At 27.1% G+C, this 25,751-nt stretch carries 19 protein-coding genes and 1 other RNA gene; 16 read left to right on the top strand and 4 right to left on the bottom strand.

Translation table 11 applies throughout. The annotated features are described in order from the left end of the window. Positions 1-108: 108 nt before the first annotated feature. From KQI36_RS05020 to smpB, 8 genes are all read left to right on the top strand, one after another. Positions 109-2,115, top strand: coding sequence for a triple tyrosine motif-containing protein (locus KQI36_RS05020; RefSeq protein WP_216449888.1), 2,007 nt, complete (start codon positions 109-111; stop codon positions 2,113-2,115). Between the two features lie 283 nt (positions 2,116-2,398). Next, a complete protein-coding gene (locus KQI36_RS05015; RefSeq protein ID WP_244991470.1) occupies positions 2,399-3,091 on the top strand; it encodes a lytic transglycosylase domain-containing protein in 693 nt (230 codons plus the stop codon). A 572-nt stretch (positions 3,092-3,663) separates the two neighbouring features. Continuing rightward, on the top strand, positions 3,664-4,380 hold the full coding sequence (locus KQI36_RS05010) for a pseudouridine synthase (RefSeq protein WP_216449887.1): 717 nt from the start codon (positions 3,664-3,666) through the stop codon (positions 4,378-4,380). Positions 4,381-5,560: 1,180 nt separating this feature from the next. Further along, positions 5,561-7,699, top strand: coding sequence for a ribonuclease R (rnr, locus tag KQI36_RS05005; RefSeq protein WP_216449886.1), 2,139 nt, complete (start codon positions 5,561-5,563; stop codon positions 7,697-7,699). Between the two features lie 404 nt (positions 7,700-8,103). Next, positions 8,104-9,564, top strand: a complete 1,461-nt coding sequence (locus KQI36_RS05000) for a beta strand repeat-containing protein (RefSeq protein WP_216449885.1) — start codon at positions 8,104-8,106, stop codon at positions 9,562-9,564. Positions 9,565-9,643: 79 nt separating this feature from the next. Next, on the top strand, positions 9,644-11,416 hold the full coding sequence (locus KQI36_RS04995; RefSeq protein ID WP_216449884.1) for a TPR domain-containing glycosyltransferase: 1,773 nt from the start codon (positions 9,644-9,646) through the stop codon (positions 11,414-11,416). A gap of 69 nt (positions 11,417-11,485) precedes the next feature. Next, positions 11,486-11,869 (top strand): DUF6385 domain-containing protein, encoded by a 384-nt coding sequence (locus tag KQI36_RS04990; RefSeq protein WP_216449883.1) that lies wholly within the window; start codon positions 11,486-11,488, stop codon positions 11,867-11,869. Positions 11,870-12,012: 143 nt separating this feature from the next. After that, complete coding sequence (smpB, locus tag KQI36_RS04985) at positions 12,013-12,483, top strand: SsrA-binding protein SmpB (protein ID WP_216449882.1); 471 nt, start codon at positions 12,013-12,015, stop codon at positions 12,481-12,483. Positions 12,484-12,555: 72 nt separating this feature from the next. Here the strand turns inward: smpB and KQI36_RS04980 are convergent, their stop codons facing one another. Beyond that, positions 12,556-13,737 (bottom strand): amidase domain-containing protein, encoded by a 1,182-nt coding sequence (locus tag KQI36_RS04980; RefSeq protein WP_216449881.1) that lies wholly within the window; start codon positions 13,735-13,737, stop codon positions 12,556-12,558. Positions 13,738-14,000: 263 nt separating this feature from the next. After that, positions 14,001-14,444 carry a MarR family winged helix-turn-helix transcriptional regulator gene (locus KQI36_RS04975; RefSeq protein WP_010293499.1) on the bottom strand — a complete coding sequence of 148 codons (444 nt, stop codon included), beginning with the start codon at positions 14,442-14,444 and terminating at the stop codon, positions 14,001-14,003. Between the two features lie 919 nt (positions 14,445-15,363). On the opposite strand from KQI36_RS04975, the gene KQI36_RS04970 reads away from it, so the two are divergent. Continuing rightward, positions 15,364-15,804, top strand: coding sequence for a hypothetical protein (locus tag KQI36_RS04970; protein ID WP_216449880.1), 441 nt, complete (start codon positions 15,364-15,366; stop codon positions 15,802-15,804). Between the two features lie 215 nt (positions 15,805-16,019). After that, positions 16,020-16,351: a transfer-messenger RNA gene (gene ssrA, locus KQI36_RS04965) on the top strand. 315 nt (positions 16,352-16,666) lie between these two features. Here ssrA and KQI36_RS04960 read toward each other — a convergent pair. Continuing rightward, positions 16,667-17,077, bottom strand: a complete 411-nt coding sequence (locus tag KQI36_RS04960) for an LAGLIDADG family homing endonuclease (protein ID WP_216449879.1) — start codon at positions 17,075-17,077, stop codon at positions 16,667-16,669. A gap of 554 nt (positions 17,078-17,631) precedes the next feature. On the opposite strand from KQI36_RS04960, the gene KQI36_RS04955 reads away from it, so the two are divergent. From KQI36_RS04955 to KQI36_RS04940, 4 genes are all read left to right on the top strand, one after another. Next, entirely contained in the window at positions 17,632-19,113 is a 1,482-nt protein-coding gene (locus KQI36_RS04955) for a sodium-dependent transporter (protein ID WP_216449878.1), read from the top strand. Positions 19,114-19,140: 27 nt separating this feature from the next. Next, positions 19,141-19,248 carry a MetS family NSS transporter small subunit gene (locus tag KQI36_RS04950; protein ID WP_216449877.1) on the top strand — a complete coding sequence of 36 codons (108 nt, stop codon included), beginning with the start codon at positions 19,141-19,143 and terminating at the stop codon, positions 19,246-19,248. 597 nt (positions 19,249-19,845) lie between these two features. Continuing rightward, positions 19,846-20,271, top strand: a complete 426-nt coding sequence (locus KQI36_RS04945) for a helix-turn-helix domain-containing protein (RefSeq protein ID WP_010293484.1) — start codon at positions 19,846-19,848, stop codon at positions 20,269-20,271. Positions 20,272-20,308: 37 nt separating this feature from the next. After that, positions 20,309-21,490, top strand: a complete 1,182-nt coding sequence (locus tag KQI36_RS04940) for a macrolide family glycosyltransferase (RefSeq protein ID WP_216449876.1) — start codon at positions 20,309-20,311, stop codon at positions 21,488-21,490. Positions 21,491-21,838: 348 nt separating this feature from the next. Here KQI36_RS04940 and KQI36_RS04935 read toward each other — a convergent pair whose 3' ends face one another. Continuing rightward, positions 21,839-22,942, bottom strand: a complete 1,104-nt coding sequence (locus KQI36_RS04935; RefSeq protein WP_216449943.1) for a DEAD/DEAH box helicase — start codon at positions 22,940-22,942, stop codon at positions 21,839-21,841. A gap of 812 nt (positions 22,943-23,754) precedes the next feature. Here KQI36_RS04935 and KQI36_RS04930 point away from each other — a divergent pair. Further along, on the top strand, positions 23,755-24,447 hold the full coding sequence (locus KQI36_RS04930) for a response regulator transcription factor (protein ID WP_216449875.1): 693 nt from the start codon (positions 23,755-23,757) through the stop codon (positions 24,445-24,447). An 8-nt stretch (positions 24,448-24,455) separates the two neighbouring features. Further along, positions 24,456-25,709, top strand: a complete 1,254-nt coding sequence (locus tag KQI36_RS04925) for a sensor histidine kinase (protein ID WP_216449874.1) — start codon at positions 24,456-24,458, stop codon at positions 25,707-25,709. The last annotated feature ends 42 nt before the right edge of the window (positions 25,710-25,751 follow it).

Raw genomic sequence — 25,751 nt, 5'->3', positions numbered from 1 at the left:
ATGGGTTTTTATATGCAAATTAAATAAGATAACTTTTCTAAATTTTTAAACAATACTATTTTAGAGGAGAATGTTAAAGTATAAGGGTTGAGGAGGAAAGCTGCTATAATGAACGAAATGAATATTATTACAAACTTAGAAAGTCCTCAAGAAAAAGGCAAAGAAATTACTATTAGAGTAGAAAATCAAATAGAAAAAAACTTAATGTATAAATTTTTAATTGGTAGTGATGGAACTTGGGAAACTATTAAAGATTTTAGTTTAGATAATTATGTTGTTTGGAAACCTATAGTAGATGGAAAATATATAATTATGGTTCAGATAAAAGTTCAAGGCAGCAAAAAATCTTTTGATTATATCTCAAGAACAGACTTTATTATTGGAAAATGTGAAGAAAAACTTATTAAAAATATATACCTAGATAAAGATGATGTAAAAGTAGGGGAAAAAATTACTGTTACAGCAGAAAGTGATTCAGCATCAGTATTATACAGATATTGGATTAAAGATAATTCTAAATGGACTTTAGTTAAGGATTATACGGTAGATAATAGTTTAACATATACTCCTAAATTTCAAGGCGATATGGAATTACTTGTAGAATGTAAAAGTATATATTCAAGTAATTTATTTGATGATTTTAAATCAATAAAATTTCAAGTAAATCCAATATCTAAGCTAGAAATAACCAATTTGAAATGTTTAAATGAAAGTTTATTGCAAGATGAAGAACTTATTTTTGAAGTTGAAGCAAATCAAGATGAAAGTAGAGTTGTTCTATTTAAATTTTTACGTATAGATGAGGAAGGCGAAGTATTTTGTCTACAAGATTATTCAACTAAAAGATTACTTAGTTATAAAGAAGTTAAGCATGGAAATTATAAAATACTATGCCTGGCAAAAGATATGTATTCCCCTAATGAATTTGATGATAGGGCGATTATACATTATAAAGTTTATCCATATGAAACAATAAAATTACTTAGTTTTACAACAGATGTAAGTTCTCCGCAGGTTACAAAGAGTAATATAACCTTAAAAGCAGTTGCAGCTGGAGGAAAAGATTTATTGTATAAATTTGTTATTGACGGAAATGAAAGTAAGACAAGCAAGTTTACTAAGGAAAATAGTTTCTTGTGGCAACCTACTAAATCAGGAAAATATAAGTTAGAAGTATATATTAAAGATAGGTCTTTTAATGAGGAATATGAAATAAATGATAGTATATATTTTGAAATAGAAGAGGATTATTTAGATAATATAAAAATAGAAGAAGTTATACTTGATAGAAAAAGGCAATTGTTGATACATGAACCTATAAATATTAGGGTTATTGCAACAGGTGGAGTTAATTTAAAATATAGTTTTATAGTTAAATTAAATGATAAAATAACAGAAAAAATAGACTATAGTAATGAAAATACTGCTTATTTTGCACCAGAACAAATAGGCCAATATGAAATAGAAGTTAGAATAAAAGATGCTAAATCAAAAAGAGAGTATGATGCTCATTCTATATTTTATGTGGATTGTTATGAATATATTCCAGCAAAAATAGATTATGTCTTAGCTGAAATAAAAGAATTTTATTTAATTGGACAACCTATATTTTTAGAATGTATATGTGAGAATACTTTAAATACGCTAATAAAATATGAAATAAAAATAAATAATCATGAGGTTGAAAAAAGTGATTATATAGAAGAAAAGAAATTTAAATTTACTCCTCGTTGTGAGGGTAAATATGTAGTTGATATTATGGCGAAAAATAAATCTAGTAAAGAAGAATATGACCATAAGAAAACTGTTGTATTTAATGTTTTAGATAGTAAACCAATTACAAACTGTAAAATTTATCAAGAAAAAGAAACATTGCGATGTAATGAAAGTATAAATTTTAAAGTTAATTGTGAAGGTGGAAAAGATAGAATATATGAATTTTATTTAATGGAACAAGGTGAATGGAACTTAATTCAAAGATATAGTAAAAAAGATTATTATACTTTTATACCTTTTAAAAAAGGATTTTATAAGGTGTTAGCATTAGTGAAAAGCAGTAATAAAAAAATTTCTTATGAAGATTATGATTTAATAGAATTTAAAGTTAACGGTTGAAAATAAAAATGATTTTTAACAACAAGGATATTTTAGTGAAAAATTTATTTGATTGATAATTATAGAAGAAACTGGACGACCAGTTTCTTTAATTTTTAATGAAGTAAAATTTATAATAATGAAGAAATACAAGTAGTATGAAAGAAGTTAAGATGTTATAGAAAAAAACTAAAATTAAAAAGTATTTTATAGGAAAAGCTTAATTAAGTTGATAGTATACACGATAATTTAAAGTATAGAGAATGTTTAAATTAAAATTTTTTAAGTTAGTGGGGTGAATAATTTGGCAACGAATGGAGTTGGCGGTGTTCAACAACAAAACATGGATAATATGTTACAAGTGATGATGATGACAAAAATGATGCAGGGTAGTGGAGAAGAAGGTGGTCAAAGCTATAATATGGTATTTGCAAGTCTTTTAAATGCTATGGCAGAAAAAAGTGCAAGAGAAAATAGTTATCAAAATCAAATTAATAATGACTTTACAAATATAACAGAGATGATATTAAGACCAGATTTAGCAATGAATAATATTAATAGTAGCACAACTAGTAATGTAAAGGTAAGTGAGGAGCTTATTAGTGATAATCCAGAAATTGAGAACGCTATAAAAACTGCTTCTAAAAAATATGGAGTAGATGAAAAACTCATAAGAACAATAATAAAAATAGAATCTAACTTTGATCCTAATGTTAAATCTTGGGCTGGTGCTATGGGACTTATGCAATTAATGCCAGAAAATGTTAGTCATTATGGTGTTACAAATCCATATGATATAAGTGAAAATATTGATGCAGGAACTCGACACATAAAAGATTATTTAAATATGTATGATGGGAATCTTAAAATGGCATTGGCAGCATATAACTGTGGACCTGGAACTATGCAAAAAAGAGGGGTAAGTAGCATGTCTGATTTTAATAATTTGCCATTAGAAACTCAAAATTACATAAATAAAGTTGGTAAATATTTATAAGTAAATTTTAGACTAATATTTAAAAGTATTAGTCTTTTTTTATTTTAACTATAGTTAAGAATTGAGGAGGAAATTGGAGCTTGGTTAGTTAAGAGTTAAAAGTTAATAATTCAGGTTGAAACTGGACTGACAGTTTCTTTAAATTTAAGGGGGGAAATTCTAGGTTAGGTTTTATAAAACTAACCAAAGCTAAATTTAAGGTTTACAGCCGTAACAAGAAGGACAGGCGTACCAAAGTATATTTTCTATAAGCTATTTTTACAGTGAAATCGAAAGATTATCAATAAAATCTAAAGCAATCAAAGCCGGTCCTTAAGATAGTTAATAGTTAAAAATTAAGAGTTAGTAAATATAATTTGAAATTAGTTATATAAATTGGTAGAATCTAAACTTAGTGATGAATTTTTATAAAAGACTATTTAATTAAAGAATTTAGATTTAAAATTAAGGATAATAATTTATTTTAATTATTCTAGATTATGGTAGAGTTAAATTAAGAGTCAACTTGGAATCATATATAGGAATAATTAAAATTGAAGTTTTAGTACACAATAAAGAAAGGTGATAAGTTTATGGAAAGATTAGATAAAATAATAGCAAATTTAGGATATGGAACAAGAAAAGAGGTGAAAATTCTTTGTAAAAAAGGAGAAGTATTAGTTAATGGTGAGCTTGTAAAAGATAGTGGGTTAAAGGTAGATCCAGATAAAGACATTATACAAGTTAGTGGAGAAACTTTAAACTATAGAGAATTTGTATATTTATTAATGAACAAGCCAGATGGTGTTGTTAGTGCTACCTTTGATAATTATGATGAAACAGTTATAGATTTGCTAGATGAAGAATATAAGGCATTTGAACCATTCCCAGTTGGAAGACTTGATAAAGATACTGTAGGATTACTACTTATAACAAATGATGGAGAATTAAATCACAAGCTTATAGCTCCTAAAAATCACGTGGATAAAGTTTATTACGCTGAAATTGATAAGGAAGTAACCGATGAGGATATAAAAAAATTTGAAAATAGAATAACTTTAGATGATGGTTATCTATGTATGCCTGCTAAGTTAAATATATTAGAAGCTGGTGAAGATGGTTCTTGTGTAGAGATTACAATTCAAGAAGGAAAGTTTCATCAAGTAAAAAGGATGTTTGAGGCTGTAGGTAAATCTGTAATTTACTTAAGAAGAATAAGTTTTGGACCATTAAAAATAGATGAAAGTATAGAAGAAGGAGAATATAGAGAATTAACTGAAGAAGAAATAGCTATATTAAAGAACCTTTAAATTGCAAGAAAAATATGTAATAATATGTCATATGAATTAATAAAACATTAACAAAAAATACATAGAAAGAAAATTAATAATGTAATAAACAGTAAAATTTTAAAAAAAATGTGGAAATAAATAAAAAAAGTGATTTTTTCAAATTTTTTTACAAATTTACTTGAATAAAATATTAAAAAAGACTATAATATAATTGCAAAATAAATAAAGAGATATATAGCCCCCTTTTTATTTATTTATAACAGCCCAACCCCAAGGGATGTTATGTATTTATTATATGTCAAATTATTTAATCATATAATTTGAAATAGAAATCTTCTAGTTTAAGCTAGAAGATTTTTATTTTGTAAACAAATACATATTTTATTAACAAAATTTAAAAGTTTAAATTCCAATATTTAAAGATAAAAATACAAAGTATAGGATGAATAAAGAAATATTAAAGATTTTAAGGATATTTGTTGCAAAATAATAATATAAAATGTATTCATAGTAGGTTTTTATGTATAAATTTTACTAGAGAAGTATTTATGAAATAGGTGAGAATACTAGGGTGTTATTTACTTGATAATGCTTAATATAAATAATTAACATATTAATAGATGAAAAGTGTGATAATATAAATAAATGATATTTAAAATATTTTTATACAAAGTGTAATGTTGAATTTAAAATATTTTCGAGCATATCTCATTAATTTAGGTATCCAAGTTTTAGAATAATAACTTTAGAGGTGAAATTGGAGCCTTGTATAGGGAAACAATCTAGAACTTAAATTTATACATCAAATTTTTGTTATCAGTTGAGAAAAATAAGTACAAATATAGTTAGTTAAGAATTAAAAATTATTTATGAAACTGAGCATAAGTTTCTTAAAGTATAAAAATACGTTTAGAATTACTAGAAGCAAAGTGAATAGTAATAAATATAACTGGTCACTATTAACTCTTAACTAAAATAATCTGTTAGTTATTAATAAAATATTAATTTGAGTTTTATCATTTGATAAATAAGTTTAAAATTTAATTTGGAACCCTATAATTTAAAAAGAGAGAATATAAAATTTTTTCTTATATCAATAATTAGGCTGCTTTATGTGTATAATTAATATATAGATAAAATTTTAGCGAAGTAAATATGTAATTTTCTAAATAGATATCATAAATTAAGGAGGTATAAAATGAATATAAGAGAAGTTTTGCTTAGTTTTATGGCAGAAGAAGCATATAAGCCTATGACATCTCAAGAACTTGGAAAAATTTTTGGAATAGGCAAAAGAGAAATAAAAGATTTTCAAAAAATATTAGATAGTATGGAACAAGATGGGCAAATAATAAAAAATGATAAAGATAGATATGGTGTGGTAGATAAAATGGGTATGGAAGTAGGTAAATTTCAAGCACACCAAAGAGGGTTTGGATTTGTAATATTAGATGATGATAGACCAGATGTATTTATACCAGCAGATAATGTTAATACAGCTATGAACGGAGATAGAGTTTTAGTTAAAATACTGAAAAACGAAAATCATGGTAAAAAGTGTGAAGGATTTATAGAGCGTGTAATAGAAAGAAAAAACAAAACTGTTGTAGGTTTATATGAGGACAGTAAAAGTTTTGGTTTTGTTGTTCCAAAAGATAATAAAGTTAATAAGGATATATTTATACCAAAGGCAAAAAGGAATGGAGCTAAAACAGGTCAAATGGTGGTTGTTGAAATAACTAAATGGCCAGAAGATAATAGAAAAGCTGAGGGTATAGTTGTTGAAGTACTAGGTTACAAAGAGGAAAAAGGTGTGGATATATTAACTATAATAAGAAAACACAATCTTCCAGAAGAATTCCCTTATGAAGTAGAACAAGAAGCGGCAGATATAGATGAAAATATACCAGAAAATGAGTATAAAAGAAGAAAAGATTTAAGAGATTTAAAAATGGTTACAATTGATGGGGAAGATGCTAAAGACTTAGATGATGCAGTATCAGTTGAAGTTTTAAGAAATGGAAACTTTAAATTAGGTGTTCATATAGCAGATGTATCTCACTATGTAACTGAAAAATCAAATTTAGATAAAGAAGCATTAAAAAGAGGAAATTCTGTATACTTAATAGATAGGGTTATTCCTATGCTACCTAAAAAACTTTCTAATGGAGTATGTAGTTTGAATCCAAAAGTTGATAGACTAACACTATCTTGTTTTATGGAAATAAATAATGAGGGAAAAGTTGTTGATCATGAAATTTGTGAATCTATAATAAAGACTAATGAGAGAATGACTTATACAGACGTAACAAAAATTTTAAGAGACAATGATAAAGAAACTATAGAAAGATATGATTATCTATATGAAGATTTTAAAAATATGGAAAAGCTTTATGAAATTTTAAGCTCAAGAAGAACTAGAAGAGGTTCTATAGATTTTGAGTTTGACGAAGCTAAGATAATATTAGATGAAAATGGAAAACCTATAGATATAAAGCCTTACGAAAGAGCAGTTTCAAATAGAATAATAGAGGAATTTATGTTAGTTGCTAATGAAACTGTAGCGGAGCACATGTTCTGGCTAAATACTCCTTTTGTATATAGAGTCCATGAAGATCCAGATGAAGAGAAATTAATGAATTTTAATGAATTTGTATATAATTTAGGATATTTCATAAGAAATACATCAGAAGTTCATCCAAGAATGCTTCAAGACATATTAGAGAAAGTTAAAGGCAAAAAGGAAGAACACGTTGTTAGTAGATTATTGCTTCGTTCTATGATGAAAGCCAAATATTCACCAGAGTGTTTAGGTCACTTTGGTCTTGCAGCCAAGTATTATTGTCACTTTACTTCACCAATTAGAAGATATCCAGATTTAATAATTCATAGAATAATAAAGGAATATTTAAATGGTGGAATAAATGATAAGCGAGAGAAAAAATTAAGAAAATCAGTGGAAGTTGCATCTAAACAAGCGTCAGACACAGAAAAAATTGCTATTGATGCAGAAAGAGATGTAGATGATTTAAAGAAAGCTGAGTATATGGGTGGAAAAATTGGTGAGCAGTTTGATGGAATAGTATCATCAGTAACTAACTTTGGAATATTTGTAGAGCTTCCAAATACTGTTGAAGGATTAGTTCACATAACTGACCTAAAGGATGATTATTATGTGTTTGATGATAAAAATCTTCAACTTATAGGTGAGAGAACTAAAAATATTTATAAATTAGGTGATGAAGTTAGGATTGTTTGTTCAAGAGTAAATTTAGATGCTCATGAAATTTTCTTTGAAATTGTAGAGCAAGAAGATGAAGAAGAAAAAAGTGAATAAGTAAAAAATTATTTGAAAAACTGTATATAAATAAAAAAAGTCTTGAAATGGAAAAAATCTATTTTAAGACTTTTTTATGTTCATAAGCAATTAATTAATGACAAAATTTTTAGTTGATAAGTTTATAGATTAGTTATTTAGCTTATTTTATTACATAGGGTTCAAAGCTAACTTTAAAAATTATCCATTCAAAAATTTGTATTCCCATATATGTATATGTAGCGAAATGTAGAAGTTTATAGACTATATTTAAATATATAAATAAAATGATGTAAAAACAACTCGGTTTATGAACCAATTTGATATAAAGAGAATATTATAAACTGAACGAAAGAAAAGCAATCACAAAACTTAGCAGTAAAAATGTTAAGTTATGTTAATCATGTAGCACGGGGGGAGTATAAATGGCCAATAATTTAGTTTTTAATAATGTAGCATCACAGTTGCTAGTTTTAGCAAATGGTGTAGATCCTAATACTCAGCAAACTCATCCAATTCAAGTTGATGCCAATGGTATAATTCAGCTTGGTACAGTAACTATAGATGGTTCAGTAACAGTAGCCAATACAGTAACGGCAGTTATAGATGGAGATGTAACTGTAACAGGAACAGTAAATGTAGGAAATACAGTAACAGCGGTAGTAGATGGAACTGTAGATGTAGCTGGAACAGTAACAGTAGGAAATGCAGTAACAGTGGCAGCCGGAACAGTAACAGTATCAGGTGGAACAGTAACAGTAGCCAATGCAGTAACAGTGGCAGCCGGAACAGTAACAGCAGTTATAGATGGAGATGTAACTGTAACAGGAACAGTAGATGTAGGAAATACAGTAACAGCAGTAGTAGATGGAACAGTAGATGTAGCTGGAACAGTAACAGTAGGAAATGCAATAACAGTGGCAGCAGGAACCGTAACAGTAGCTAATGCAATAACAGTGGCAGCAGGAACCGTAACAGTAGCTAATGCAATAACAGTAGCCAATACAGTAACGGCAGTTATAGATGGAGATGTAACTGTAACAGGAACAGTAGATGTAGGAAATACAGTAACAGCAGTAGTAGATGGAACTGTAGATGTAGCTGGAACAGTAACAGTAGGAAATGCAATAACAGTGGCAGCAGGAACCGTAACAGTAGCTAATGCAATAACAGTAGCCAATACAGTAACGGCAGTTATAGATGGAGATGTAACTGTAACAGGAACAGTAGATGTAGGAAATACAGTAACGGCAGTAGTGGATGGAACTGTAGATGTAGCTGGAACAGTAACAGTAGGAAATGCAATAACAGTGGCAGCAGGAACCGTAACAGTAGCTAATGCAATAACAGTAGCCAATACAGTAACGGCAGTTATAGATGGAGATGTAACTGTAACAGGAACAGTAAATGTAGGAAATACAGTAACGGCAGTAGTGGATGGAACAGTAGATGTAGCTGGAACAGTAACAGTAGGAAATGCAGTAACAGTGGCAGCCGGAACAGTAACAGTATCAGGTGGAACAGTAACAGTAGCCAATGCTATAACAGTAGCAGCCGGAACAGTAACAGTAAGTGGATATTATACAACTTATACTACTAGCAATATAACAGGAACTGGAACAGGTGTCGTATTAACTGAAACTGTAAACAGTCTTACTGAATATGCATATTATATTGAGAATGGTGCTACAAACACTGCTTATATAGGAATTCAATTAGCACCAACAGTTGGTGGAGTATATGTTACAGATTCGGTAGCAGGAACAGTAACAGTAGGACCATCAGGATCTGCAATAGTTGTACCATCTAAATATGCTAATAATGCTAGATTAAGTTATTCAGGAACAGATTTATCAGTAACTGTTTCCTTTGTTGGAAGAGCATAGTGTTTTAAAGGCATAATTTAAATAATATGTTTGCGTGTAGTTTTAAGCTACACGCTCCTTAAAGGTGGGGATATGAAAAATGAAAAGAGAAAAAACTGTTAGTGTTTGTATGATAGTGAAGAATGAAGAGCGGTTTTTAGGAAAATGTCTTGAAAGTGTTAAGGATTTAGTAGATGAAATTATAGTAGTAGATACTGGTTCAAAAGATAAAACTGTAGAAATTGCAAAAAGCTTTGGTGCAAAAGTTTATTATTATAAGTGGGATAATAGTTTTGCTAATGCTAGAAATTTTTCATTGTCTAAAGCAACAAAAGATTGGATTTTAATACTTGACGGTGATGATGAATTTGAAAGAAAAGATGGTGAATTATTTACAGAGATAGTTAATAGTTCAGAAAATGATGGGCATTTCTTTAAAACTTTAAGTTTAAACTCAGAAGCAGATTTAAAAAATTATACTTGTAATTTAAATTTAAGACTTATAAGAAATACAGGGGAATATGAATATGTAGGTGCAATACATGAACAGATAACTAATAAAGTAAAACCTATGGATTATGGAAGATTTCCATTAGAGGAGGTTAGAATATATCATAGGGGATATATAGCTTCAGTTGTACAGGAGCAAAATAAACGAGAACGTAATATGACTATAATAAGAGAAGAACTTAAAAAGGATCCATTTAATGGATTTGTTAATTTTAACATGGGAAATGAATATTTTGCATTAGGTAATATAGAAAAGGCTTTGGAACATTTTAATACTGGGTATAAAGCTATGGATCCTTCTCAAGGATATGGGAATAAATTGATATTAAGAAGGATTTTAGCGTTAATTACTTTAAAAAGATATAATTTAGCATTAGAAGCAATAGAAGAAGGTATAAAACTTTTTCCTGATTTTACAGAACTTATATATTATAAAGCTGAAGTTTATGAAAAACAGAAAAAATATACTATGGCAATAAAAACTTATGAAAAAGCTATTGAGCAAGGAGAATCACCTATATATCTAACATTTTTAAATGGTTGTGCCACATTTAGAGCTTACTATAATATTGCAGAAATATATTATAGTTTAGGTGATTATGAAGAAGCTATAATAAATTATAAAAAAGCTATTTTATGTGATAAATCTTTTTGGCCAGAATATACTGGTTTAGCAAAATCATATTTTAAGTTATTAAAGGATGAAAAAGAAACAGTAGATAAGTTGAAAGTGTATTTTAATTTAGATGATAATGGTGAGGTTATAATTTTATCTTTGATACTACTTGAGGCTGAACTTTATAATGGGGTAATAGAAATTTTAAGTGGTAGAGTTAATAAAATTGGTACAGACCAAGCTGTATATTCTTTAGCTAAATCATTATTTAATACTAAAGAATATATTAAAGCTTATTATCAATTTATAAGGCTTCCGAAAGAATCTCCATACTATGAGATTGGTATTATATATATCATAATTATAAAAATATTAACTAATAAAGAGATATATGAAGAAGATTTCAATAAAATAACTAATGATGTTAAAAGAAAATCTATAATGCTTATAAATTCAATAGCTAAAAATGAAGAAATAACAATAGATGATTTACCAGAAGAGTATTTAAGTGAAATAATTAATATATTGGACATAATATTATCAACTAATAATTTTCAGTTATTTGAAAAAATGCTTAATAGTTTAAACTATATAAACTCCAATAAGGTATTATTAGAATTAGCTAAGCTATACCATAGATATGGATACAACTCACTTGCAGTACAAGAAATTACAAGATCTTTTAAAGAATTTGAAGTTATAGATGAAGTAACATTAGATATTTTTTACAAAAATTTATTCATATAAATTTTAAATTTAAATAAGGAATTTAATCTTATTAAATTCCTTATTTAATAAAATATTAGGGGTGTTGATATGGATAAAAATAATTTTTTAAAATTAAAAATTCCATGTGGTTTAGCAATAGTTAAAATAGAATGTTTTTTTAAAACAGTATTTTATGAAGTATTATTGTTGTTGGAAGGATATGAATGTATAATTACTCCAAATATAAAAGTTGCATTTGCACAACAGACAAGTATTTTTATAACAAATGAAAGTGATACTTGCCAAGAATTTTTTGTTTATGTTAGTCCTGATGGGGAAAACTATATAATAAATGAACCTGTTATTTCTGTTCACCCAAATGAAACAGAAATTGTTGTTCCAAGGTACTACTCTAAATATATAAGAATTCAAGGAAAAAGTGATGGAGATATAAAGTTTAGAATTCATATTCAACAACAGATAATTGGTTAGTATGATATAAAATTACAATTAGTTACTTTATTTATTAATTGTATTTAGAATTTATTAAATTAGTAGAAATGTAAAATAATCTATGATACCATAAAATAATAAAGAGTCGTAAATTTTTATAACAGTTGAGAGTAGGTGTTTATATGGCTAAAAGAGTAGGGACTAAAACCTTAGTAGAAAATAGAAAAGCTAGACATGACTATTTTGTTGAAGAAGGTATGGAAGCTGGAATTGTTCTTGTTGGTACAGAGGTGAAATCTATAAGGGCTGGAAAAGCAAATATAAAAGAAAGCTATGCTGAAATTAGAAACGGAGAAGTTTTTATAGTTGGAATGCATATAAGTCCGTATGAGCAAGGTAATATATTTAATGTTGACCCACTTAGAGAGAAAAAGCTGTTACTTCATAAAGAGCAAATAAGAAGACTTATAGGGTTACTTCAACAAGAAGGGCATACTTTAATTCCATTGGCACTGTATTTAAAAGATGGAAAAGTTAAAGTCAATTTAGGAATTTGTAAAGGTAAAAAGAGCTATGACAAGAGAGATTCTATGCTTGAAAAGGCTCACAAACGAGAAATTGATAGACAATTAAAAGAAAGATCGAGGTACTAGAAATAGATATGTCACACTTACAATATAATCAATCATTGTAGGTGACATATCTATTTTTTGTAAAATAAGTTTTTATTTTATGTGAATTAATAAGAAAAATATATCTTTATCGCCCCAACCTAGATCAAAAGGAACATGATATCTATCTACAGTATGTGAATTTATGAGAGGATAGCCTTTACTATCAAAACCTGTAACTATAGCATTATGATCTATATCATTTTTTTTAGAGTATGCAATTACATCTCCAAGTTCTAAAGAATCAATGTATTTTTTGCCAGTAGATTCATTAAGTTTTAAACATTCTTCAAATGCCCCCTTTTTTATTAATGAACCTTTACCACTATATAAGAGATAATTTTTAAAAGCATCTGCATTAACCCATGCAGGTGAATAATCTTTGTGAGTATGAGTTTTATTAGTAGTATACCAAGTATAATCTTGAGATAAATTACCACCTTCTATGTCGCCTAGACATTGAGATATAAAGTTAGTACAATTTCCTCCTGAACCAGTAAAATTAATATATTTTTTATTGTACTTTTCAGGGTTATTGCTCAAAGAAGGAACTCCACAGTATTTGTCGGAATATTCTACAGCTTTAAATTTATTATAATTTTTAGAAGAACTATTTGTATTAATATCATCATTATTTCTTATGTTTTCAAAGTTGAAAACTTTATCTTTAGGATTATCTAATGTTGTACCTTCGTAGCAACCGTCATATGATTTTAATGCATCTTCAAAACAATCTAAATACCACTCTTTAGAAATAATATAATTATTATTTGATTTTTTTAAGTTCATCATATGAAACAAATTTACTCCAAATAAGTTTTCAGTTAAATTTATATCATCTTCATAAACATATTTGAAAATCCATTCTTCATCAACTCTAAAATCACAAGAGTCACTATTACAATTTAAATTTTTAAAATGACAATTTGATTGTATATCTGTAAATTTTATTCCACGTTCACCTGCCCAATCTCTAAGATATTTTATTCTACGTATCTCATGGTCAAGAGCATATTTACCATTATTTGATGATGTATCATAATTGTTTTTAACCAAACTTATGTCACCATCTAGTATGGAATTATTTCTATTTTTAAAGTGTGTTTCTATATAGCTTTTTATATCGTCATTAGAATCTAAAAGGGAATGAGCATAACAGGTACTACTTGAAAATATGTAGATTAAAAATACTATAAAGACTACATATGAAAATTTATTTTTAAATTTAAAATTCATAAATAAAAATCTCCTTTTATTTAAGGCATAATCAAGTAAAGAATAAGACAATATTGCTATTAAATATGTTTTCAATCTTTTATTGGGAATTTTTTTAATATGCCTAATTTATTATCATCAATAAAATTTGTATGTGGTTTCATTATAGTATTTGAAAGAAGTAAAGAATTTATTATTATTTATAAAAATTTAATAGTCTAAATAAAAAAAGAGACTAATTAAAAAATTAATCTCTTTTTTATTTTAAATATGTACTAAAAGCATTATCTATTTAAGTTAGGAAGAGTTTTAAGAAAAAATTCATTGAAGTTATTAACTTCATGAGTTGAAAGATTTGCTGTTATTTTTTCTTCCCATTGTCCGAATATAGTAACTAAATATTCCATCATATTAATAGAGTTTTTGGTAGGATATACTTTAAAGGCTCTGTTATCGTATTCATTAATAAGTTTGTCTACATATCCTAATGTTAAAAGTTTCTTAATAGTTTTTGTGGTAAGTGCTTTATCTACTTTTAAATGAGTGCTAATCTCATTTAAATTACATCCAGGATTATAATATATAAATAAAAGATAATTATATAATCCTGGTGTTAATTTAAAAGGTTTCAATTTTTCTTCACAGTATTTTTGAAAATCTTTATAAAAAATAGATATATTAATACTTAATGTTTTTTCAGGCCATTTTGCTCCAGTTTGTGTAAACATAGTAATTCTCCTTTTACAACAATATTTACGTTGGATTAATTAATATAACAAGTGAATTTTAGTTACACATATTCAATTAAATAATAAATAAAGTTATTTATTATTACTTTATTTCATATGCTTTAAATTTGAATAGTGGTAATAAAAATATAAAGTTTTATAAGTGCAATATGTATAGTGTAAAGTATTTTTCGCATTATACATATAAAAGTTAATGGTATTAATATTAATTCAAGCTTATTTAAAAATAAGAAAAGCAAAAATTAAATTAATATTGTCCATATTCAAGATTATTTTAACATATAGATAAGTGTTTTAATAGATTAAGTTTTAACTTAAGTATATTCAGTTAATTTATTTAAAAAAATAAAAAACTCATATATAAAGTATTAAAAAAAAATTATAACAAACGAAATATAAATAAGGGAATATTTGGAGAGAGAAATAACTATAGTTATAGGTAAACAATTTTTAATTTAAGTTTACTCAATAAACTTAAATTATTAACTTAAAACTTTATTATTTTATAAGTAAACAAGTTTAAAATTTAACTTGGAACCTTTTAAGTAATTTTAAAGATTTGTATTAAAAACTATTTAAAGGTAACGTATACAATTTTTAACAAAAAATGAAGAAATAATGTATAAATTTTATTTGAAAGTTGTTATAATATAGTGAAACAAAAAATATCTATTTTATAGATTAAAATAGATATTAATGATAAACATAAAATGCCATTGAATTTATACATAGTTAAATAAATAAGAAACTACATATATTTTCAATCTTTTAATCTTATTTATTTGCATATGTCTTATTAAAAATTATTATGTAGATATAGATACTTAGTTTAGTACATAAATTAATTAAAGCATGATAGTATAATAAGTACTATTGTTTGAAAGAAGGGGAGAGTTATATGGAGAGAAGTATCTATAGGTTAAATTTGATTATGCTTACATTGTTAACAATAACTTTAAATTTTACTGAATTAGCAAGTTATATTTTAACAGACTCACTAGTTAATATTCAGATGATTAATAAAGTTAGCTTAACCTTTATAGTCAGCATAGCTCTTTTGAAAATATTTACATTTATAGAAATTGAAAAAAAAATTCGTAACAAACAATGGTATAAAAGTTATAGAAAAATATCAATTTTATTTAACACACTACAAATAGTGATTTGGAATTTGATATATATTTTTTTCAATAGGTATTGTTTAGGTCAAATTGAAATAGTTATATACTTATTGCCAACAGTATCAAGTTTAATAGTAATTTTTCATAAGTATCCTCATAAAACAGTAAAAAAGTTTCAGGATATTTTAGAATTACAAAAGATAAATAATATAAAATAAAAAATTTTAATATAGGATATAATATTAAATAAAACTATGCATATAAATTAATAAATAAGTATATGTATAGTTTTATTTTTCTAAACTATATAGATATAATTAGAAAAAATTATGGCAAATCATATCAGTTGACAATAGTGAAATAAAGGATTAAAATAATAATACAATTGAATATATGCAAAAAGCGTTTAAATCTAATTACAACATGGGGGCGTTATGGCTTCGACGGGGGTAAGATGGATTTGAGAAGCGAGTCGAGGGACGCATGTGGCCTCGTTAATAAAATATGCACTAAATGTAAACGCAGAAGATAATTTTGCATTAGCAGCCTAGTTAGCTGCTCGTCCTACCTTTGAGTCCCACGGCTTAGGATAGGGCGTCAAATAGTGGGGAACCGAACTTAGCAAAGCTTTGAGCTATGGACGGAATTTATGAAGCTACTAAAAGGTAAAGCCTGTCTGCAGGCGTTATCTGGAGGGAATGTTAAAATGCAGACTGCACTCGGAGATGCTCAAATTGGTCTACTTTCGGACAGGGGTTCGATTCGTTAAAGAGTTGCCTTTGGAAGTGATTTCAAAGTGAAAACTTGGCTTTATCGGTGAAACCGTAACACGTGACGGTGACGGCAATACCGAGAGGTATGTGAGGAAACTCAACAGCCTTGTATCGACTTATAGGTTCCTAAAGTGCTTGCACTACGGAATACTAGGATAGAAGATATAAACTATACTAAGCTTCTATAATACGCCAAGCCAGTTGGAAAATTTTAACTGGAAGATATAGTCAAGACCATATGATAAGTATGGATGCCGCTGACCCCTCGCCTCCACCATAAAATAAAACCCTATCTTTTGATAGGGTTTTATTTTATGCTTAAAAATTCATTATAAAATTTAAGTTTTAAATCTAACATTTCTTCAGAATATCTACCATTCCTAGGTGTGAGCCTTTTATAATCATCTAAAAGCAGTTGAGCTCTTTTCCTTTTAGTATTAATAATTAAATAAGGATAAATTTCTTCTATAAAAATTAAGGCATCATTATATCGTAGTAAATAAGTATAACAGTCTTTATGTAAATCCTTGTTATAATTTTTCTTTCTTTTTATAGTGCCTTTGCCGAAAGTATCTTTAATCCATTGTAAAAGCTCTAAACTAGTAGAAGCAATACTTACAGCTGGAGAAGGTAATTGATTCTTATGAAATTTTTCTAATAAAATACTTCCTTCGCCATCTATAATTCCAGCAATATAAGATTTTTCTACTTCATTCATTAAAATCACTCCAATAATATAATTACTTAAGTATAGTTTAAACTATTTGTATTTTAAAATTCATTATTTTGTATTTGTCAATAAAAATATATTGACAAATATAAATAGTAGGAATATAATAAAAAATAATTTAAAGAACGGAGGAAATATTATGAAAATTACAAGCTGGAATACAACAATAACATCAAAATTTAATAGAGTACTCTTATTAGTAGCCGAATTAATTTAGCAATTGTGTTTATTGATATATAAATTTAGATTTATTACTGTCATAGATGCAATTGCTACACTAGATGATTGTATCTATGACGGCTAATTTTTATTTTACATAAAGTAAGCCTCATAGAATTATTATGAGGCTATTATTATATTTTTTGATAATTAAAGCCTCATAGATTGATATGGGGCTTTAATTATATCCTAGGTGTAAAAGCTCTATATATAACTATGGGGCTTTTGTTTTATATTATAGCAAAACTTTAGCAATAGACCTAAATAGGCTGTTGACCTAATAGTGATGCGAAATAAATAAATTTAACTTAGGAGGAAATGAAATGCAAGAAAATAGAGAGCAATGGGGAACTAAAATTGGATTTATACTTGCTGCAATTGGATCAGCAGTAGGTTTAGGTAATATATGGAGATTTCCTTATGTAGTATATTCAAATGGAGGAGGAGCATTTTTAATACCTTATTTATGTGCCATATTTACAGCAGGGATACCACTTCTAATATTAGAATATGGAATGGGACACAAGTTTAAAGGTTCAACACCACTTTCTTTAGCAAGAGCAAACAAAAAATTTGAATGGATAGGTTGGTGGCCAATAATTAGCTCATCAGTTATACTATGCTATTACTCAATGATACTAAGTTGGGCTGTTAAATATATGACTATGAGTTTCACTAAAGGTTGGGGTGAGGATTCTAATTCGTTTTTTTATAATGATTTCTTAAATTTATCAAATTCACCGCTTAATTTTGGAGGAATAGTTTGGCCTATATTAATAGGTATTGGGATAATATGGATTATAAATTGGTTTATATGTTATAAAGGAATAAAATCAGGGATAGAAAAAGCTAGCAAGATATTATTACCAGCCCTATTAATAGTAATGATAATAATTGTTATAAGAGGCGTTACTTTAGAAGGTGCAAGTGTTGGGTTAAATACATTATTTACACCAGATTGGAATAAGGTAAAAAATCCTCAAGTTTGGATATCTGCATATGGACAAGTATTTTTTTCATTAAGTATAGGTACCGGTATAATGATGACATATTCAAGTTACTTACCTAAAAAGACTGATATAAATAATAGTGCATTTATGACTGCATTTGCTAACTGTGGATTTGAGTTTTTATCGGCTATAGGAGTATTTTCAATACTTGGTGTAATGGCTACAAGTCAAGGGGTACCTATGGAAGAAGTTGTTACAGATGGAATAGGATTAGCATTTATAGCTTTCCCTAAGGTATTTACAATAATGGGTATATGGGGAAATATATTAGGAGTTTTATTTTTTTCTTGTCTAGTGTTTGCTGGTATAACATCATCAGTTTCTTTAGTAGAAGCAATATCTTCAGCTATAATAGATAAGTTTGGTGGATCACGTAAAAAAGTTGTTACATGCATGTGTTTAATAGGATTTGTTGCAACCATAGTATTTGCAAGTAATGCAGGGTTATATTTACTAGATATTATGGATAATTTTATAAACAATTATGGAATAGTTGTAGTTGGATTATTAGAAGCTTTTGTTATAGGATGGGTAATTAAGCCTAAGGTTATAAGAGAACATACAAATAAAATATCTTATTTTAAAATCGGTAAGTGGTGGGATGTAATTATAAAATATGTAACACCTACTTTATTAACAATAATCTTAGTTCAAAGTATTATAAATGAGTTTAAAAATCCTTATGGAGGTTATGAATTAATATCTTTATTATTGTATGGCTGGGCTATTATAGCTCTTGGAATTATAGGTGGATTATTAATTAGTAAAAAACCTTGGAAGAATAGTAAGTTATAGAATATAAGTAGTAAGGAGATGATGTAAATGACAAGTGTATCAATAGGATTTTTTATATTAGGAGCAATAATTCTTTGGGGCGGGTTTATGGTAACTTTAGCCATAACTATTAAGAATGAGAGAAAAACAAATTAAGTAATATATTAGTTATAACGGATTTCAATAATGTCTTTATAATATATATGTTTACATTCCATCAATAGAATTACAAAATGAGTATGTAAGATTTGTTGAACAAGTGGACAAATAGAATTTGAGTTTTTATATTCTAAGGCATTTAATGTACCTGTTTCTGCAAATTTTATAAACTCTAAATAAATCATAAATAAACCTTTATTCCATTATTGATAAACTAGTGATAGGGCAAAGGTTTATTTATTTTAAGGATATATAATATGAAATTAAAAATTGATAAAGTAACAAAAAATTTAAAGATTATAAAAGATGTGAATTTGAATTTCAAGCCTGGTATATAGCGCTTTTAGGACATAATGGAGTAGAGAAAATAACACTTATGGAATGATGGTAGTAAATCTAAACCATAGAAGAAAAATAAATGCTAAGAGGGTTATGTAAGCATAAGGTGGTGGAAGTAATAGAAGCGTATAATTTAATCAGCTAGGAATGATAAATAAAAAATCAATATATATAAGTATATACGTGAATGTTAAGTTTAGTTGATAGAATTTAAGCTATATTTTGAATACAATAAATATAGGAGGTATGAAAAGTATGATTAGTACGAATTTAAAGAGGTTAAGAAAAAATCACCAATATACACAAGAAGACGTGGCTGAAAAAATTAATGTTTCTAGACAGTCAGTAGCAAAATGGGAAAATGGTGAATCTACACCGGATATAGATAGTTGTGTTAAACTTGCAAAATTGTATAATGTCAAGATAGATGATTTAGTTAATCATTCGGAAGAAGAATCAGGGATTGTAGTACCTCCTAAAGGAAAGCATTTTTTTGGAGCTGCTGTAGTTGGGGAACGTGGTCAGATTGTTATTCCAAAGGAAGCAAGAGAGATATTTAATATAAAAGTAGGAGATAAATTATTGATATTAGGAGATGAGGAAAGAGGAATTGGAATTGTTCATCAACGTGATCTGATAAATTTTGTAGGTAGCATAGGAATAGCAAGGAAGGAAGAATAATTTTAAAGTGAAAATTTATAAAAAGGATGGTTAAAATATGAGTAAAATAGTGTTTTTCAATATTCCAGCACATGGACACACTAATCCTACAATTGAAGTAGTTCGTGAGTTAGTAGATAGAGGAAATGAAGTATTATATTACTCTTTTAATGAATTCAAAGATAAAATCGAAGGCGCTGGAGCAAAATGTATTTGCTGTGATGAGTATCTTCCCAAATTGCACCCTAGTGATGAAAAAAAAATTGGTAAGGATTTCTCGGCACTAATTGAGATGGTTGCAAATACTACTTTAGCTTTAGATGAAAAAATTTGTAGAGAGCTTAAAGTTTTTAATCCAGATTGCATTGTATCAGATTCGTTAAGCTTTTGGGGAAAGCTATTTGCAAAAAAACTTAATATTCCATATGTATGTTCTACAACAACTTTTGCATTTAATGAGAATACAGCAAAGCTGATGAAAAAAGGTTTAAAAGAATTTATAATTATGATTTTAGGTATGAATCGTATTAATAAAAAAATAAAGCTTTTGCAAAATAGTGGATATGATGTTAAGAATATCATTTCCATGATTGCAAATGATAATGATACAAATACTATCGTATATACATCAAAGGAATTTCAACCAATGGTGGAGACTTTTTCTGATAAGTATTCTTTTATAGGACCATCAGTACCTAAGGTGATTGTAGAATCTAAAGAAATGGATAGGAAGTTAATATATATTTCACTTGGCACAATTAATAATAAAAATATTAATTTCTATAAGAACTGTATAAATGCATTTGAAAATTGTGATGTTGATGTAATTATGTCTGTTGGTAATGGTACTAATATTAAAGATTTAGGACATATACCAAATAATTTTAAGGTTAAAAATAATGTTAAGCAGATTATAGTACTTCAAAAAACAGATGTATTTATTAGTCATTGTGGTATGAATAGCGCTAATGAAAGCTTGTATTATGGAGTCCCTATGGTATTATTTCCACAGCATTCAGAACAAAGAATGGTAGCAGAGAGAGTTGCTTACTTAGGTGCAGGAGTTATGTTGAAAAGGAATAAATCTAAATATATTAAAGATGCAGTGATGCAAGTTATAAATAATAATGAATATAAAAAAAATGCAAATAAAATAGCAAGTAGCTTTCAGAATTCAGAAGGTCCCAAAGGAGGGGCTGATGCGATATTAAAGGTTATATATGAGAGCAGTCAAAATTAGTTATAGGTATTGGGTATATTAAAATGGAACTATTTTGAATAACTAATAGTTATAAAATACTAATAATGTAAAAAATCAAATAAAAATCTATAAAGTTTAGGCATAATCAAATGAATAATAAGCTAGTAGTATTACTTATTTACAATGAATACTTAGCAGGTAAAATCCAGAGATAGCCCTACTATGACTAATTTTATTTGCTTGTCTCGTGACAAATATGCTTAGAATCTTTAAATTATTATTTTTTTCATATGCCTTAAGTAAAAAATAGTTTAGATATATGAAGATTTTATATAATCAAAAAAGACCACATAATAAGGTGGTCTTTTAATTTCAAATATATGTTTTTTATATTTCTCGTCTTTCAATTTTAAATTCTATAGCTTCTTCTATTTCTTGAAGCATTCTTTCATTCTTAGGATCTACAAAAAGACATGTATAACCACTTTCACCGGCTCTTCCAGTTCTACCAATACGATGAATATATGATTCAACGCTTTCTGGAATATCATAGTTGTAAATATGAGTTACGCCACTAACATCTAATCCTCTAGATGCAACATCTGTAGCTATTAAATATTGAATATCTGCATTTCTAAAAGCTTTCATTATTCTTTCACGTTTAGATTGAGGTACATCACTATGAAGTTTCTCACAGCGGAAACCATTTTTAGCAAGAGATAATTCAAGATCATCTGCTCTTCTTTTAGTTCTACAGAATATTATTGACATAAAAGGATTATCTTCTTTTAATACAGCACATAGTGAATTTAATTTTTCTCTGTCTGTAGTTTCAACTACATTTTGTTTAATGTTAGTAAGAGTAACCTCTTCTTTTTTTACAGCAACAACTATTGGATCATCCATATATCTATATGCAAGTTTTTTTACAGCAGAATCCATAGTTGCAGAAAAACATAATGTTTGATGTTTTTTAGAACACTCTTTTATGATTTTTTCCACTTCATTTTTAAATCCCATAAATAGCATTTGATCAGCTTCATCTAAAACTAAGGTTTTTAATTTAGAAAGGTCTACAGTTTTCTTATCAAGATGATCTAGAAGTCTACCAGGAGTTGCAATAATTAAATGAGTGTTTCCTTTAAGTTTTTTTAGTTGGGAACCTATGTCTTTTCCGCCATATAGAGCTAATATATTTATATCTTTAGCAGATTTTAATTTCATAGCTTCTTCTGTTATTTGTATTGCAAGTTCTCTTGTAGGAGTTACAATAAGTCCTTGAACTGCATTTAGACTAGGGGATATGTTTTCAAACATTGGTAGTAAAAATGCTAGAGTTTTTCCTGTACCAGTTTGAGCTTCAGCTATAACATCTCTTCCTTCTTTTATGAATGAAATACTTTCTTCTTGGATAGGTGTTGGTTTTGTAATACCAGATTTTTTTAATATATTTATAATATCATCATTAATTCCTAATTCTTTAAAATTCATCACTTCATACCTTTCGTTTATAAGACATGGCAAAACATTTTTAGAGGTCTTAATGTTATTTACATTTTTGACATGTCTAAGTTTTTTATTTATATACCTATAAGTATACAATTTTTAATTTAAATTTATTCACCGAAATTTTTGTTTTAAAATTCATCTTAGAACCATCTATTAATAATATCACAAGCTTATAATTAAGACTAATATTATTTATTAATTAGAAGGTCAATTTTAGTAAATTACTGGTTAAAGTTATAGGGATACAAGCATAGGCGTAAAGCTAAGCCTAAAAATTTCAAATTTATAGGGTTAAAAAGTAATAATGAAAAAATTTAAAATGCTAGTCTGTGAAAATTTCAAAGAAACTCTAAATATATTTTTAATTAATAGCTTATTTAAAATCTTTATTATTACATAATGTAGTAAAAGCTTAAAAAAAAATATTTTTATACATAATTAAGTGTTAAGTTTAGGTGGTTACGAGCTAGCATCACTATTTGGGGTATCCAAATTTTGAAATAAAAAGTTTTAAAAGCAAACTTGGAACCCTATATATTTTTATTGTTTTAAAGGCAAATGAATTTCAAAAATTGTATAATATATTTGAGGATTTGAATTTAAAATCTAAATTTAAATTATTAAATTAATGCATTAAGAAAGACGATAGGAATTTAAACTATTAAGATAAGTAAAGATTAATGAATTTAATATAGGAGAAATATTTAGAGAACTAACTTATAAAACTTCAGAAAATTATGATTAATTTTGCAGACTAAATATGCCAGTAATATTTATTAAAATAGGAGGATGGTATGGATAATATTAAAATTTTACTAGTAGAGGATGATGAAGCTGTTGCATTAGGTATTGAGTATAATTTAGAAAATGATGGTTTAAAAGTAGTAAGAGCTAGAGACATGTCTAGTGCAAAACAGCTATTTAATGAAGAATTTAAACTTATTCTTTTAGATATTGGATTACCGGATGGTAATGGATATGAATTTTGTAAGTATGTAAGAGAAAAGAGTAAAGTACCAATAATATTTTTAACAGCATTAGACGAGGAAGTTAATGTAGTTTTAGGGTTTGATCTTGGTGGAGACGATTATGTTGTGAAACCATTTAGGGTAAAGGAACTTTTATCAAGAATTAAAGCAGTACTTAGAAGGACAAACAATTCTCAAAAAACAAAGCTAATTTCAGGAGATATAGAAGTAAATACATTGAACGCAAAAGTTCATAAAAACAAAAAAGAAATTATTTTAACAGCAGTTGAATATAAGTTGCTTTTATATTTTATGAGTTATCCATATAAGGTTGTTTCTAAGGAAGAAATTCTCCATAGACTGTGGGATATTCAGGGAGATTTTGTGGATGAAAATACACCTGCTGTGTATGTAAGAAGACTTAGGAAAAAGCTTGAGGATGAACCATCAAAACCAACTTATTTAGTGAATCTAAGAGGACTTGGGTACAAGTGGAACAAAAATGTTATAGAGGAGTAAGAGGTAAAATGAAGGGTATGTATAAAGATAACTTTTTAAAGCAATTTAGCTTAATATGGGTTATAGCCATAACAGTTTTAATAATTACATTAAATATCATTATTAATATAAGCTTTGAAAAAATTAAAAAGAATTATATTAATGAAAGTTATTCTTTAATAGGTTTGTTTTCAAATTTTCAAGCTATTGATGAAGATAAAGTCACTGCAATTTTTACACAAGGTGTAAAAAATAAGGATTATGAAAAGGGAAAACAAATTTTGAAGTCTTATGGCTATAAGGAAGACATGGACATCAAATTAATCCCTAATATAAATGAATCCTATGAAAGGTTGAAATTACATATTAATATTTTGTTGCTTATTTTTATGTTGTCATTATATTTAATTATATTCTTTTTTTATAAGAAAATTGTTGTGTATGTTGAAATGCTAAATCAGGGAATAAAAAAAGTAGTTGAAGGGGATTTTTCTTTGAGGTTTTCATTTATGGGAGAAGGAACATTTAGTGTACTAGCACACAATTTTAATCAAATGGCAGAAAGATTGGAAAATGCATTAAAGGATCTTAACAGGGAAAAAGTTTTCTTAAAGGATACTTTAGTAAATATATCTCATCAGCTTAAAACACCAATAACATCTATGAGTTTATTTACCGAAGCATTGACTAATAATTCATCTATAGGTAAAGATGAGGTAGAAAAGATAGGGTGCAAAATGAGAAGTTCAGTATACCGTATGGAATGGCTTATAAAAAAATTATTAAAGCTTGCTAAAATTGAAGGTGGGATAGTGGAATACAATAAAATAAATAATGATTTTAAAGAAACTATAGAAAAAGCTGTAGAGCCATTATTAATAAGTATAGAAGAAAAAGAAATAAATTTAAAGATGAACCTTGAAGAGGGCTCATGTATTCATGATAAAGGATGGACAAGTGAGGCTTTAACCAATATACTTAAAAATTCAATTGAGCATACAAAGCAATATGGTAAAATTTCTATTTGTTATAAAAATAATTCCATTTATCATAAAATTACCATAAGTGATAATGGAGAAGGTATTGAAAAAGAAGATTTACCACATATTTTTGAACGATTTTATAAAGGAAAAGGTAGAAAAGAGACGAAGAAGACAGATTCTATAGGAATAGGCTTAGCACTTTCTAAAAGTATAATAGAAGGTCAAGGAGGATTCCTAGAAGTTGAAAGTATAAAAGAAAAAGGAAGTAAATTTACAGTTACCTTTCTTACTAATTTGTAAGAAAGGTATTTATATTACAGTAAGAATTAAGGAGTATATTGA

Origin of the sequence: Clostridium senegalense (assembly GCF_018916625.1) — a bacterium.
Classification (GTDB): domain Bacteria; phylum Bacillota; class Clostridia; order Clostridiales; family Clostridiaceae; genus Clostridium_J; species Clostridium_J senegalense.
This window is presented reverse-complemented; position numbering and strand designations above follow the sequence as displayed.

Bases quoted from the DNA above. Each gene is read 5' to 3' on its own strand.
- KQI36_RS04925 (WP_216449874.1), top strand. From the start codon at position 24,456: ATGAAGGGTATGTATAAAGATAACTTTTTAAAGCAATTTAGCTTAATA.
- KQI36_RS04995 (WP_216449884.1), top strand. From the start codon at position 9,644: ATGAAAAGAGAAAAAACTGTTAGTGTTTGTATGATAGTGAAGAATGAA.
- KQI36_RS04975 (WP_010293499.1), bottom strand. From the start codon at position 14,444: ATGTTTACACAAACTGGAGCAAAATGGCCTGAAAAAACATTAAGTATT.
- KQI36_RS05010 (WP_216449887.1), top strand. From the start codon at position 3,664: ATGGAAAGATTAGATAAAATAATAGCAAATTTAGGATATGGAACAAGA.
- KQI36_RS04970 (WP_216449880.1), top strand. From the start codon at position 15,364: ATGGAGAGAAGTATCTATAGGTTAAATTTGATTATGCTTACATTGTTA.
- KQI36_RS04955 (WP_216449878.1), top strand. From the start codon at position 17,632: ATGCAAGAAAATAGAGAGCAATGGGGAACTAAAATTGGATTTATACTT.
- KQI36_RS04940 (WP_216449876.1), top strand. From the start codon at position 20,309: ATGAGTAAAATAGTGTTTTTCAATATTCCAGCACATGGACACACTAAT.
- rnr (WP_216449886.1), top strand. From the start codon at position 5,561: ATGAATATAAGAGAAGTTTTGCTTAGTTTTATGGCAGAAGAAGCATAT.
- KQI36_RS04960 (WP_216449879.1), bottom strand. From the start codon at position 17,077: ATGAATGAAGTAGAAAAATCTTATATTGCTGGAATTATAGATGGCGAA.
- KQI36_RS04980 (WP_216449881.1), bottom strand. From the start codon at position 13,737: ATGAATTTTAAATTTAAAAATAAATTTTCATATGTAGTCTTTATAGTA.
- KQI36_RS04935 (WP_216449943.1), bottom strand. From the start codon at position 22,942: ATGAATTTTAAAGAATTAGGAATTAATGATGATATTATAAATATATTA.
- KQI36_RS04990 (WP_216449883.1), top strand. From the start codon at position 11,486: ATGGATAAAAATAATTTTTTAAAATTAAAAATTCCATGTGGTTTAGCA.
- KQI36_RS05020 (WP_216449888.1), top strand. From the start codon at position 109: ATGAACGAAATGAATATTATTACAAACTTAGAAAGTCCTCAAGAAAAA.
- smpB (WP_216449882.1), top strand. From the start codon at position 12,013: ATGGCTAAAAGAGTAGGGACTAAAACCTTAGTAGAAAATAGAAAAGCT.
- KQI36_RS04930 (WP_216449875.1), top strand. From the start codon at position 23,755: ATGGATAATATTAAAATTTTACTAGTAGAGGATGATGAAGCTGTTGCA.
- KQI36_RS05000 (WP_216449885.1), top strand. From the start codon at position 8,104: ATGGCCAATAATTTAGTTTTTAATAATGTAGCATCACAGTTGCTAGTT.
- KQI36_RS04950 (WP_216449877.1), top strand. From the start codon at position 19,141: ATGACAAGTGTATCAATAGGATTTTTTATATTAGGAGCAATAATTCTT.
- KQI36_RS04945 (WP_010293484.1), top strand. From the start codon at position 19,846: ATGATTAGTACGAATTTAAAGAGGTTAAGAAAAAATCACCAATATACA.